The organism is Vallitalea sediminicola, assembly GCF_054408565.1.
In genome coordinates, this window is the sequence record NZ_BTPT01000005.1 from 1 (window position 1) to 13464 (window position 13464).

The 13464-nt window shown below is 30.3% G+C and carries 11 protein-coding genes and 1 other annotated feature; of the genes, 2 read left to right on the forward strand and 9 right to left on the reverse strand.

What is annotated here, in order from left to right; genetic code table 11:
* Nucleotides 1–44: 44 nt before the first annotated feature.
* Nucleotides 45–301 (reverse strand) — a binding site (T-box leader).
* A gap of 114 nt (nt 302–415) precedes the next feature.
* The 3 genes from ACX6CF_RS02250 to cysK are packed head-to-tail and all read right to left on the reverse strand — an operon-like array spanning nt 416 to nt 2318.
* Entirely contained in the window at nt 416–874 is a 459-nt protein-coding gene (locus ACX6CF_RS02250; protein WP_458783672.1) for an NUDIX hydrolase, read from the reverse strand.
* A gap of 41 nt (nt 875–915) precedes the next feature.
* Complete coding sequence (locus tag ACX6CF_RS02255) at nt 916–1347, reverse strand: RrF2 family transcriptional regulator (RefSeq protein ID WP_458783673.1); 432 nt, start codon at nt 1345–1347, stop codon at nt 916–918.
* 53 nt (nt 1348–1400) lie between these two features.
* Entirely contained in the window at nt 1401–2318 is a 918-nt protein-coding gene (cysK, locus tag ACX6CF_RS02260; RefSeq protein WP_458783674.1) for a cysteine synthase A, read from the reverse strand.
* A gap of 387 nt (nt 2319–2705) precedes the next feature.
* Between cysK and ACX6CF_RS02265 the strand changes: the two genes are divergently transcribed.
* A complete protein-coding gene (locus ACX6CF_RS02265; protein WP_458783675.1) occupies nt 2706–3659 on the forward strand; it encodes a hypothetical protein in 954 nt (317 codons plus the stop codon).
* A gap of 6 nt (nt 3660–3665) precedes the next feature.
* A complete protein-coding gene (locus ACX6CF_RS02270) occupies nt 3666–4172 on the forward strand; it encodes a hypothetical protein (RefSeq protein ID WP_458783676.1) in 507 nt (168 codons plus the stop codon).
* Between the two features lie 96 nt (nt 4173–4268).
* Here the strand turns inward: ACX6CF_RS02270 and ACX6CF_RS02275 are convergent, their stop codons facing one another.
* The 6 genes from ACX6CF_RS02275 to ACX6CF_RS02300 form a co-directional block, all read right to left on the reverse strand.
* The gene (locus ACX6CF_RS02275; protein ID WP_458783677.1) at nt 4269–6059 is read right to left on the reverse strand and encodes a glycoside hydrolase family 30 protein; all 1791 of its coding nucleotides are present in this window, start codon (nt 6057–6059) and stop codon (nt 4269–4271) included.
* Nucleotides 6060–6172: 113 nt separating this feature from the next.
* Nucleotides 6173–8344, reverse strand: a complete 2172-nt coding sequence (locus tag ACX6CF_RS02280) for a glycoside hydrolase family 3 C-terminal domain-containing protein (protein ID WP_458783678.1) — start codon at nt 8342–8344, stop codon at nt 6173–6175.
* Between the two features lie 142 nt (nt 8345–8486).
* Nucleotides 8487–10013 (reverse strand): ABC transporter substrate-binding protein, encoded by a 1527-nt coding sequence (locus ACX6CF_RS02285; protein WP_458783679.1) that lies wholly within the window; start codon nt 10011–10013, stop codon nt 8487–8489.
* Nucleotides 10014–10083: 70 nt separating this feature from the next.
* Nucleotides 10084–10989 (reverse strand): carbohydrate ABC transporter permease, encoded by a 906-nt coding sequence (locus ACX6CF_RS02290; RefSeq protein WP_458783680.1) that lies wholly within the window; start codon nt 10987–10989, stop codon nt 10084–10086.
* A 12-nt stretch (nt 10990–11001) separates the two neighbouring features.
* Entirely contained in the window at nt 11002–11916 is a 915-nt protein-coding gene (locus ACX6CF_RS02295) for an ABC transporter permease (RefSeq protein WP_458783681.1), read from the reverse strand.
* A gap of 150 nt (nt 11917–12066) precedes the next feature.
* Nucleotides 12067–13314 (reverse strand): ABC transporter substrate-binding protein, encoded by a 1248-nt coding sequence (locus tag ACX6CF_RS02300; RefSeq protein ID WP_458783682.1) that lies wholly within the window; start codon nt 13312–13314, stop codon nt 12067–12069.
* Between the last annotated feature and the right edge of the window lie 150 nt (nt 13315–13464).

The following is a 13464-nucleotide window of genomic DNA, read 5'->3' on the forward strand; positions in this document are numbered from 1 at the left end:
TGTGGTATTCATTAATACAAATTAAAAAACCTTCGTCCTTATATTAAAAGGACGAAGGTATTATCTCCGTGGTACCACCTATTTTGCATATTATGCCACTTAGTCTAATACGAGACAAATTATTTTTATTTATCTGATATCAGCTCCCTGATAACGGTGGGATTCCGTTGAAGTCTACTCTCTTACGATTTCGGTTCACAGCTCCAAGGCTACCTTCCATTATCTCTTCATGGAGAATTTTCACCAGCATCTCCTCTCTATATTTCTAAAATAATGTACTCTTCCTTTTCTCTGCTTTTATACTTTATCACTTTTCTACGTTAAATTATTTTTATTATTATATCAATATAATATTGTTTTGTCAATGGCATTTTTTTATTTTCTATTCTTTTCCATTCATTTAAAAATTTCATATCTAGTAATTAACTACCAAATCATAATCTATTAATTTTTTACCTTCATAAGTAAATTTAGCTGAAAACATTTTGTATTTTGTTAGCCATTTCAAAAAGAGATTATCCCCTTCTGACATTTTCAGTTTTAGTACATCTTCATTATCAATCCACTGTAAGTCACCTTCGTTACATTCAATCAATTCACCGTTGAATTCAGTAGCTGTATAGAGAAAAACATACCAATTATCTTTACCAAATTCAGGGAAAGTCAATATCCCTCTTAGATCAGGATTTTTTATGGTAAGACCACTTTCTTCTTTAACTTCCCTAATAATACATTCTTCTGGTGATTCACCTTTTTCTATTTTTCCACCTAGACCAATCCAGTTACCTTCATGGATATCATTTTCTTTTTTTACCCTATGGAGCATAAGAGTCCTACCGTCTTTTTCTATATAACACAATGTACCTAATTTCATTTTTATTCTCCTATTTTATCATTTGTAACATAAAAATTTATTTATATATAAAACATGTTTCTGCTAAGTGAATTATAGTCATTTATTATATCTTCTATAGTAATACAATCAACTACATCAATTAATGCCTGAGACATTTTGTTCCATACTTTATTGACTATAGTATATTCTAAGTCTTCTATATTATAAGTGTCTATTTCTTGAATAACATTCAAGTTACCTTCAAGTAGTTTAATAATACTGCTTACTGTAATTTCAGAAGGCTTCGTTGTTAAAAAATAGCCTCCTTTTGTTCCTTTGGTACTATTAATAATTCCACCTTTTTTAAGTTCAGCAAATATTTGTTCCAAGTATCTTTTTGATATACCTTCCTTATCAGATATTTCCTTGATGGAGATATTTTCTTTTTCGTAATTTATTCCTAGATATACTACTGATCTTAATCCATATCTGGTTTTATTGGATATATTCATTTTCACACCTCAAAATATAACAGATTATTTGTATATTAATATTTTATCTTTATTTAGAATATGTTCATTGATAAGTATCTTTCACCATTGTCTGGTAATATTACAACAATGTTTTTATCTTTATTTTCTTCTCTTTCTGCTATCTGTATTGCTGCAAAAACTGCTGCCGATGATGATATACCTACAAGCATTCCTTCTTCTCTGGCTAATCTTCTCATTGTAGCAAAAGCATCTTCATCTTTAACTTTTATTATCTCATCTATCACATCTTTATTCAATACATTAGGGACAAATCCCGCTCCTATCCCTTGTAATTTATGTGGACCTGGATTTCCACCTGATAAAATTGCTGAATTCTCTGGTTCTACTGCAACAATTTTAACCCCTTCAATCTTATCCTTCAGAATTTCACCTATACCTGTAATTGTTCCTCCTGTTCCAACACCGGCTATAAAAATATCTACCTTGCCATCTATATCATTTATTATCTCAAGAGCTGTAGTTTTTTTATGAATTTCTGGATTAGATATGTTATTGAATTGTTGTGGAACAAAGTGATTAGGGTATTTTTCTTTCAATTCTTCTATTTTATCAATAGTACCTTTCATTCCTTTAATACCTGGTGTTAAAACCAATTCAGCTCCATAGGCTTTCAATAGATTTTGTCTTTCTTGGCTCATAGTATCAGGCATTGTTAATATAACACGATACCCTTTTACAGCACCAGTCATAGCTATGCCGATTCCAGTATTTCCACTTGTTGGTTCTAAAATAACTGTATCCTTATTTATTAGACCTTTTTTCTCACCATCTTCAATCATGGCTAAACCGATTCTGTCTTTTATACTACCACCCGGATTAAAATATTCTACTTTCCCAAATATATTTGCATGTGTATCATTTAATTTATTGATTTTCACTAGTGGTGTTTTACCTACTAATTTTAGTATATTTTCGTATACTTTACTCATAATTAAACTCTCCTTTCAAATACCGAATAATCCTATCGGTTATTGTGTATATATTGTTAGTTTACCTAATTATAATATATATGTCAATACCAATCGTATATATTTATTAAATTTAGTAAGACGATTAATATTCCCTCGTTTGTACTATCACCTTTAAACCAGCATGTCGTCACTATATACAACCAAATAACTGAATTATTATAATTATATTGTTCCAATATAAAATTTTTACTGATGTAACACAATAAATATATTACAATGAAAAATTGTTTTTTTTGCGACAATTAGTTTATTGTTTTTGATATTACTCAATAGATTATTTAATTTGACACATAAATGTTTTTATTGTATTATGTATCTAAAACAAACGAAAGAAGATGGATTTAAATGAAAAAAATATTATGTATTGGGCTAATTATTTGTATAACACTTAGTAATTCAGTGGTATATGCTAATGAAAATATTACTAATTACGCTAATGTTAGTTCTATAATAATTAAAGCAACAAAAGAAGATGCACTCGTAGAAATAATAAAAGTTGGAAATTCATATGTATATAGTCATGTTAGTAATGATGAGATTCTAAGCATTACTATTAAAAATGATTGTGTAGTTGAATTTGCTTATAATAACTATAAAGATGATTTGATTTATTCAACTGATGAAGTACCACTAAATCAAATAGGAATTGAGAGCATAAAAAATACAACCAAAAAAGATTTAACTAATGTATTTTATAAAATATCGAATTGTATAAAAAATTATAATATGCCTGCTAAAAGAACACTAATTCCAAGAAGTAATGTTGAAGCAATTACAAGTAATAATTTACTGCGTTCAGTAAGTTCACCATTTACTGCAGCTACCTTTACTAAAGTCATGCAAGATAAAGGTTTTTCAACTTTCGATGCAAAAGTTGTATCAATAAATCATCCTTATGGAATACAAGCTACAGTAAAAGAACGAGGAACTTTAGATGTAGCTAAAGAATCGTCACATTTGGTTGAAGCATCGACAGCAATTGGATTAATAACAGCAATTACTGGATTATCAGCAGGAACTCTCACTGCTATAGGAATATTTGCCATAACTGTTGCAGGTGTACTTCAAACAGCTTGTAAACAACAGTTTATTATGTATAAATGTCAATGGATAGGTGCAAAATGGGTAGAATTATACGGTAGTGGAAATTACTATCAAGCTGAAAAATGCGTTAGATATCAAGGCATTGCCGGTTCTAAAGATTATAGTTTGCTTTATATATCAGATATGGCAGATAATTATTACAATAGCAATATAAAACTATGCGAACTTGCTGCTGAACCTTACAGGCCACAATAGATGAACATGAAGAAGATATATATAATACATAGACTAATTATTATTCTTGTTATATCAATTGTTTTTTGTTCATTAATCAATTACGCAGATAATAATGATGCATCAAACATTACTGCAAATATATATTTTAAACTAAGTGAAAGTACTAAAATAGAAATAATGAAAAATAATACACTAATTAAAACTATTCAAAAAGATGAGATTAAAGATTTTAAAAATCTAATAGATAATACTTTGACGTCAGTTAGATCAATTAAAAATTTCACAAGTGATACAGAACCAGAATTTAATATTATTTTTCTAAATGAAGATAAAGTAATAAATAATGCAAATATATATTTTGTGAGTCGAAAAATTGCAAATAAAAAAAATAAGGCACCAGAAAATTGGATTTCAAAAATAAATGATGAAAAATATATAATTACCGTCATAGAATATAACCGTTTTTTTCATAAGGAATTTTTGATAATTAAACTATCAGATAAAGTAGTGGAAATATTAAATAATCAATAAGGCAGATATATAAAAAGTCTGTATAAATTTCTCCCTGAGAAATTATACAGACTTTTATTTGTACTTTCCAATAATTGGATATCAGCAAATTTATCTTTATTCACTCACAATAAATTTAATCTTAGATATCTGTTTTTCCCAAGTACTATTATCAGTTAATTTTACCTTTACATATTTAGTCCCTTCTGGTATATATCTTGGAATGTGCACCATCTTATACCACCTACTACCTTGCCATTCCTTAGGATATGAACTATGTGGAATTTCATTCCAATTGATATTATCCTTTGATGCGTAGAATGAAAGAGCATCAAAATACCAATACTGGAACAATTTCACTTCAAAGAAATTAATATCTTTTCCATCAAAATAATAAACTAATTCTTCATTCTTACCCGAATTCCTAGAAGCTCTTGACAAATCTCCTTCAAAATACTCTGAATTGGACGAATCCAAGAACCAACCGTCAGATTTTGAATTAACCTTAGTCCAATCATCTAGACTATCTTCAACAACCTCTACATTTGATATTGTATTACTATTTTCCTTACCTACATAAGTTACTATGCTGTTTGGAGGTAATGCAATATAATATGTGCCATTATTATAAGGTACCTGACTACCCTTTTGCATATCTAGAGTATCGTCTGTAATATATGGTGTTAGCTTATCAGCACTGAATCCATCAGCTAATAGGTCAAATTGCTGTATTTTATCTGTATCATTTATTGCAACTATTGCAAAATCTCCTGTTTCCTTATTCTTATACGCTGATAAATAAGTATCAGAGATTCCTGTATCCGATGTGTTAATACGTACATACCCCGGTCTAATAAACTTGCTGTAATGTCCAAAAGTATAATATCTCTTAGTCATAACATAATCTGTAAAATCCGAATTAGTACAAATTAATCCTTCACTACCTTCTCTCATTACTCCCTGCCAATAAAGATATGCACTTGCTTCTGCATCTACCATGAATTCATGAATATTTTTAGCCCATCTAAGCCCTTCACCGATATAAGCATCAAAATGTCCTGGATCGCATACTTCTGTTTGCCATACTTTTTTACCTTTTGAAAAAGCTGTAGTGAACTTAGAAGGTGATAGTTGATATTGATGTGATCCAACTATATCAATCATATCACAAGTTACAGGATCATTTAACGCAGGTTCCATCAATGATTCTGACCACCAAGATGGTTCTGCTATAATGAACTTGGTATCATCTATTCCTTTTGCAACGAATGCTGGTTTCATATAATCTTTAATGAAAGTTTTGATTTGTTCACCTTTCCATGAACATGAATTCCAATCTAGAAAAATACTAGCATTAGGTTCATTACACATTGATACTGCATAAAAATCAATACCATGAAGCTGTTTAAATTGTACTACGAATTCGCTTAATAGGTCCGCAAAATCATCATAATATTCTTCTAGCAAATATCCTCCATGTGTTTGACTATTATTAGTTTTCATGAATGCTGGTGGTGTCCAAGCAGTTGCTATTTGTTTATCCACTCCTCTAGCCTCAGCTTCTTTTATGTACCATAATTGTTCAGGTTTAATATTCACAAAATCGTATTCTCCTAATGTAGGTGAATACTCAGGATGTATTTCACTTCTGCATATTGAAGCCCCGATACCACCGTCAATATTAAATAATAAATCCATTACCTCTGTTCTTTTAGGTTCTTGTAATTGATATGGTATATGTGACCAATCAGCTCCAGAAAAACCGAACCCGTCAATTTCCTGTTTTTCATCTTCCCAACATATTGTAATAAAATTTGCTGCAAGTGAATTAGTGCAGGGTTTTGTAATAGTAAGCATCAAGCCAAAAACAAGGAATAAAACCAGAAACCTTCTCTTTTTAAGTCCCATTTTATTTTCCTCCTTCAATAATAACTATTATTTATATTATATTAAGCTTGATAACCCACTCTTATACGTTTACCTGCACCCTCACTCTCATCATATATTAGTTAATCAAAGCTTTAATATTTTAAGGTCGTTACATTACCTACAACCTCAAATGTTGCATCTAATACTTTTTGTTTTGTTAATTCTATGCTTCTACCATCTGGTTGACATCCACCTACAAATACTTGAAAACTGCCTGGTTCTATCTTACATTCTCCACCATTATCTATTAAAGCTAATTGTCTAGGTTTCAATGTAAATTCAAGTGTCTCTGTTTCTTCCGGCTTCAATAATACCTTTTTAAATCCTTTTAACTCATACCTAGGGATATCTACTGATGCATCCAAGTCTTTAACATATAACTGAACAGTTTCATATCCTGATAATTCCCCTATGTTAGTCACGTCAACATTGATTAATAATTCTTCTCCCATTTCTAATATATCTTTTGAAAGTACTAAATCAGAGAATTCAAAGGATGTGTAACTAAGACCATATCCAAAAGGATACAATGGCTCTTTTTCAAAATATCTATATGTCCTATTCTTCATACTATAGTCATCAAATGATGGTATATCTTCAAGTGATCTATAAAAAGTTATTGGCAACTTACCTGAAGGACTATCATCACCAAAAATAATGTCGGCTATAGCATTACCACCTTCTCCACCTGGATACCATCCCTCTAGTATTGCATCCACATTATCATCAGCCCAGTTAATAGCAACCGCACTTCCATTTAATAGAATCAGAATGATTGGCTTTCCTGTCTTATATACTTCTTCCATAAGTTTTTGTTGTTGTCCAGGTAGATCCAGATGAATTTTATCTCCTGATGCATCTGAATTACCTGCATCTCCTTGTTCACCTTCAATTATAGGCGATAATCCAAGACACATAATAATTACATCTGACATCTTCGCTATGGATATAGCTTCAGAAAATCCACTATCTCTCTCCTGACACATACTTACTTCTGGTTCAATTAATTTACAGCCTTCTGCATAATAAACACGTGTATCATCGTTGACTGCATTTTGTATCCCTTCAAGTACAGTTACATATCTAATGGGTGTTCCATTATAGTTACCAACCAATACTCTTCTATCATTGGCATTAGGACCTATTACAGCTATGGATTTAATTTCATTTTTATCTATTGGTAAAATATTATTCTTGTTCTTTAATAAAACTGTTGATTTTTTCGTTACTTCTAGAGCTAACTCTCTATGTTTATCACAAGCAACTATATCATAAGGGATAGATGAATATGGAATATCTTCATTACCTTCAAACATCCCTAGTCTGAATCTAACATCCAGTAATCTTTTTACAGCAGCATCAATAGTCTCTTCTGATATTAAACCTTTATCATGAGCAAGCATTAAATATTCAAATGTATCTCCACAATTTAATTCGCATCCATTATTTAGAGCTAAAGCTGCTGATTGGATAGGATTCTTAGTAATATGATGATATGCATGAAAATCCATCAATGCACCACAATCTGATACTACATGTCCTTTGAATCCCCATTCTTCACGTAAAATATCTTGAAGCAGAAATTTACTTCCACAACATGGTTCACCATTAACTCTATTATATGCTCCCATAATTGCTTCTGCTTTACCTTCAGTAACACATGCTTTGAAAGCAGGTAAATACGTTTCTCTAATATCCTTTATTGAAACCTCAGCATCAAAACTATGGCGGTCTTTCTCTGGTCCACTATGAACAGCATAGTGCTTTGGTGTCGCAACACTTTTTAGATATTTATCATCACTACCCTGTAGCCCTTCAACGAAGTTAACACCTAACCTACTTGTTAGATATGGATCTTCTCCAAATGTCTCATGACCTCGACCCCAACGTGGATCTCTAAATATATTAATATTGGGACTCCAAAAAGTTAAACCTTTGTATAAACCACAGTCACCTTGACGTTGGAATTCATGATATTTCGCTCTTCCTTCATCTGATATAACAGTAGCCACATTATTGATTAATTCTTCATCAAAAGTTGCACCTAGAGCTATTGCTTGTGGAAAAACCGTTGCCACTCCTGCTCTCGCTACTCCATGAAGTGCCTCATTCCACCAATTATAGGCAGGTATACCTAGTCTTTCTACAGGTGAAGCATTATGCACCAGCTGAGAGACCTTTTCAATTAATGACATACGTGAAACTAAATCGTTGACTCTTTCATCAAAAGATAATGATGTATCCATATAAGGAAACTCTTTCATAATATTAATATCTTCCTTTCGTATGTTAGTGTTTACATGGAATAAGCTTACATGATAATGTTATAATCTCGTAAGGATTCATTGTAACAAAACTAATGTTACCATTACAAGCCAACTTTTTCAATTTACTTTCACGTAGATATTATTTATTCTTAGCTTTGAATTCATCTATCTGATCTTGTTTTTCAGCTACAATCTTTTCTGAACCATTAGCTTTTAATTTTTCTAGATATTCTGGAACAGCAACAGCTGGATCTAAAACACCGCTTACCAACGCCTTTTCAAATTCTTCACGAATATTCTTACAAGCAGCAATTTCAGATTTTACAGGTGTAGCGTCAAATGCAAAACCTAATAGTGGACTTACTACTGCACTCTTATTGAATGTATCATATTGTTCCCATTTGTCCTCTGCTTCCCCCACTCTTAGATAGTTCAAAAATTGATTTTGGAACATCCATTGTGATGAAGGATAGTACGTACTTGAAGAAGCTGTTATACCCTCTGGGAAATTAATCACATTATCTTTGACTTTTTCATAATGTATATCTTCAATACCATAATTTAATAAATTATTTAATTTCTTATCAGTATTTAATAGTTCTAAAAACATCATACATCTTTCTGGGTTTTTACTATTTCTTGAAATAGCAATCATGGAACCCGTTACTTCACATGTAGTTGTATATGGCGCTCCTATAACTTCTCCTACAAGTTCTACACCTAATTGAGCTGACATCTCTGCATCTTTACCAGGTTTATATGGCATCCAAGTACAGAACATATTAGGAATCCATTCCTCTGCAGTAACTGCATCTTCATTGATATATCCCATGTTAGCCCATTTATAAGCTAAATCATATAATATTAGTTTTGGTTTACTTTCTTGTGTATATTCAATTTTACCTGAATCAGGATTATAATACCCTGGAGTATCTCCTCCACCTATGGATAATGGTTGATAAAAACTTACCAAACTATTGTATCCATTAGAATAATAAGGATAAATTCCTGGTTCATTCTTCTTAATAGTTTCTAACATAGGTTCTAGAACAGCTTCAAAATCATCAATAGATTTTATCTTAGAAATATCAAACTTATATTTTTCCACCAAGTCTTTCCTAAAAAATAGTCCTGTAGCTCCTGCTGTTTCTTTGTTGGTTGATAACCCATAGATAACCCCATCTACTTTTGGACCTTCAAACAATGCAGGATTCAATAATTCCTTTGTTTTAGGTGCGTATTTATCAATCAAATCATTTAATGGCACATATGCCTTTTTAGCAACATCCGTATAATAAGTCATCCAAGATGCAGTAAAAATCATATCAAGATCATCACCTGTTGCCATCATTAAGCTAGTTTTTTCTTCAAATGCTGACCACTCAATAGGTTCAATATCAATAGATACATTGATTTTTTCTTTTAAATACTCGTTAATGGCTTTTTCAACTTTTTCTTCATCTTTTTGATGAGAACCAGGATATGTGAATTTCAAAGTAACATGTTCCAGTTCATCTTTTTCTTCTGTTTTTTCATCAATAGTCCCAGAATTTTCTTTTACATCAGCCTTATCCCCTTTTGTTTCCTCAACTTCCTTTTTAACACCACATGCAGCCAATGATAGTGTTAAAACTATTATTAGCATTACTGAAATAAGTTTTTTCATAAATAAACTACCTCCTAGAATATTTTTAATATTAACTTTTATTTATAAAAATAATTACAAAGTAATTATTCTAACCTTTTAAAGCACCTATAGTTAATCCTTTTACAAAGTGTTTCTGGAAATAAGGATAAGCAAGTATTATAGGTCCTATAGCTATCAATACCATTGCAAATCGCACTGTTTGGGTTGGTACTGTACCCAGACTGTTCAATGCATCAGATGATGTTTCACCAAATTTAAGTAAATACTTAATATTCATAAGTGCTGTGTACATGGTATATTGCAATGAATATAATTTAACATCTGAGATGTATAATAAACTGGAAAACCAATCATTCCAATAGCATAAAGTATCAAATAATGCTATTGTAGCTATAGCTGGTTTTGATAAAGGTAATACCATTTGAACAAAAATGCGAAACTCACTTGCACCATCAATCTTCGATGATTCTATTATTGATTTTGGTACACTCTGCTTATAGAATGTCCTTACAATCAATACATTAAATGGATTCATCATTAAGGGTAATAGTAGAGCGAATAGTCTATTTTTGAAATGGAATAATTGAGTATTAATATAAAAGCTGGCAACTAAACCACCATTAAATAGCATTGTGAAAAATATAAAAAACGTGAAAAATTTAGCTGCGGGAAAATCTTTTCTTGATATTGGATAAGCATATAATGCAGTTAACAATACACTAAGCAACGTACCTATGATTGTCACAAATATTGATACACCATAAGCCCTGAGAACATGTGATCCATCTTGAAATAAAAACCTATAAGCTTCTATACTAAATTTTCTAGGAATAAAATTGAATCCATGTAAAATAACTTCCTTTTCATCAGTCAAAGATACACCTAATGAAAGTAATAAGGGCGCAATACACAAAATCGCATATATTAGAAAAAATATATTTATTATAGAATTTGCTTTATTAGAAATTTGATTTATTCCTGCTTTCTTTTTCATTCTGATCCCCCCCTAGAACAATGCATTATCTGAATCAATTTTTCTTATTATCCAATTAGCTGTTATAACTAATACAAACCCAACAAAAGATTGATATAACGCAGCTGCAGCAGCCATTCCCAAGTCTCCTAATTTTGTCATCGCACGATAGACATATGTATCAATTACTTGAGTAGTGGAGAATAGAGCTCCTGAGTTCATTGGAACATTATAAAACAAACCAAAGTCAGCATAGAATATTCTACCAATAGCCATTATGGCTAATATTATTATTATAGGTTTGATTGATGGTAGAGTTATATATATTATCTGTTGCCATTTGCTTGCACCGTCAATAATTGCAGCTTCATATAATTCTGGAGCTATTCCTAATATAGCCGCCAAATATATTACTGTAGAATAGCCAACATTTTTCCATAGATTCACGAATACCAAGATAAATGGCCAATGCTTAGGCTCTGCATAAAATCTTATTTTTTCAATATTTAATAATGAAAATATATTTTTATTTAACAGTCCATTCTCCATTCCTAAAAAAGCAAATACCATGTATGCTACAACAACCATTGATAAGAAATAAGGAAAGAAAAAGATGCTTTGATATACTTTAGCTGCAAATCTGTTACGGATTTCACATAATGCTATAGCAAAAGCAATTGAAACGATCATACCTAAAACTATAAAAGCAAGATTGTATAATAGAGTATTCCTAGTTGCTATTAGAACATCTTTGGTCTTAAATAGAAACTCGAAATTATCAAAACCGCACCAAGGACTTCTCAAAATACCATCAGCATAATTTATATTTTTAAAGGCAATCATAATACCACCCATAGGTAAATATCTCATGCAAAGTATTAATAAAAATCCTGGTAGAAGCATTAAATAAAGTGGATAATATTTAAAGTGCTTTTTTAGTGTTTTCATTATTGTCACCTCTGTTTTATTTGGTATATTCATTATATAATCTACTGAAAATATGTAAATTCAAAAAACTATGATTCTATAAAAATAACTACAAAAAAGCATCAAAATGAATTGATGCTTTTTATAATATTAAATATACCCTTTTAAAAATCAATTACTATCATTAATTTCATTCATTATATCAGTTAAGGTATCTAATCCATCTTTTATCGGTCTTTCACCCGATATTATGTCAAAATAAATATCAAATCTTTGACGTTCATATTCTTTGTTATCTTTGTTACTCTCATAAATATACATTTCTCTATCAGGTAAAAATTCTATGGATGTGTTCATATCTATCATTTCATTCAACTCTTCTAAATCTATATTGTAGGAAGGTATAATATAACCTTTTTCATACATATAGATTCCCCACTCTCTTGATGTTAACTGCTTGCAAAATTCAACTATCTCATCAACTGAATCCGTCTTACTGTTAACTCCAATTAATATACCGGGTATACTTATATCATTATCTTTTATATCTGCTTCATTCCAAATAGGCACATTACTTATTCCTATATTATTATTTTCTTGACTATCAAGCCAATAGTAGTCTTCATTTGATATAATCATCATACCTATATTACTCTCATCGAATTGTTTTAGAACATTATCTTTTTTCAGTTCAGTAGCATATTGCAATATACCACTTTGTTGGTTGATTTTCGTCATTACTTGAAACCATTCTTTATATATACTAAAATCATATTTATCATTTTCTTTATCATAATAATAAAGCCCATTCATCTTATTGGCATTTTCTAAAAGACTTAGAAATCCACTTTCCCTATCTTTTAAATAAAGTGCAAATCCATAACTTTCACCAATTTTCATCTCACTAATTTTAATTGCATCTTTATATAAATCTTCTAATGTTCTAGGTGGTTTATCGCTATCTAAACCAACTTCATCAAAAATATCTTTATTATATATTAATCGATAAGTACGCATACTCAAAAGAATAACATTATCATATAATTCATTTACTTTTTCACCTAGATATTTATTTATAGCTAGAAGCCAATTCTTGCTATTATAAGTTTCCAACCAATCTTCATCAAGCATAAATATATCTGGTTTATCCTTGGACATCATTCTCATATTTAATATGTATTGATATTTATCATATGAAACTTTTTCAAGAATTATTTTAGTACTTCTTGTCCGATTATATTCTTTTATCAGTTTTTCAAGTGGTGTAACAGTCTTATCATCTATTACCTTAATCATAAATGTTATGGTATTTTCATGGTAATCATTAGTTTCTGCCATCTTGCTATTAGTACTTTGGTTATCACATGCAACGATTAAAATACATATTAGTATAATAATCAGCACAACTTTTATCTTCATTATGTTCTCCTTTGCATACATATTGTTTTCAAACACATTCTATAATATTAATCTTTTATTTTCAAGTAATATTTATTCAAATCATTATATATCATAAAATATAATAGAAATGTTTAGTAAAATATTGATATTTATATGGACGTAGAATGT

What these genes read in the sequence shown, in the direction of transcription:
- cysK (WP_458783674.1), bottom strand. Translation starts at nt 2,318, where the DNA reads ATGAGTAAAGTATACGAAAATATACTAAAATTAGTAGGTAAAACACCA.
- ACX6CF_RS02270 (WP_458783676.1), top strand. Translation starts at nt 3,666, where the DNA reads ATGAAGAAGATATATATAATACATAGACTAATTATTATTCTTGTTATA.
- ACX6CF_RS02255 (WP_458783673.1), bottom strand. Translation starts at nt 1,347, where the DNA reads ATGAATATATCCAATAAAACCAGATATGGATTAAGATCAGTAGTATAT.
- ACX6CF_RS02265 (WP_458783675.1), top strand. Translation starts at nt 2,706, where the DNA reads ATGAAAAAAATATTATGTATTGGGCTAATTATTTGTATAACACTTAGT.
- ACX6CF_RS02285 (WP_458783679.1), bottom strand. Translation starts at nt 10,013, where the DNA reads ATGAAAAAACTTATTTCAGTAATGCTAATAATAGTTTTAACACTATCA.
- ACX6CF_RS02295 (WP_458783681.1), bottom strand. Translation starts at nt 11,916, where the DNA reads ATGAAAACACTAAAAAAGCACTTTAAATATTATCCACTTTATTTAATG.
- ACX6CF_RS02300 (WP_458783682.1), bottom strand. Translation starts at nt 13,314, where the DNA reads ATGAAGATAAAAGTTGTGCTGATTATTATACTAATATGTATTTTAATC.
- ACX6CF_RS02290 (WP_458783680.1), bottom strand. Translation starts at nt 10,989, where the DNA reads ATGAAAAAGAAAGCAGGAATAAATCAAATTTCTAATAAAGCAAATTCT.
- ACX6CF_RS02280 (WP_458783678.1), bottom strand. Translation starts at nt 8,344, where the DNA reads ATGAAAGAGTTTCCTTATATGGATACATCATTATCTTTTGATGAAAGA.
- ACX6CF_RS02275 (WP_458783677.1), bottom strand. Translation starts at nt 6,059, where the DNA reads ATGGGACTTAAAAAGAGAAGGTTTCTGGTTTTATTCCTTGTTTTTGGC.
- ACX6CF_RS02250 (WP_458783672.1), bottom strand. Translation starts at nt 874, where the DNA reads ATGAAATTAGGTACATTGTGTTATATAGAAAAAGACGGTAGGACTCTT.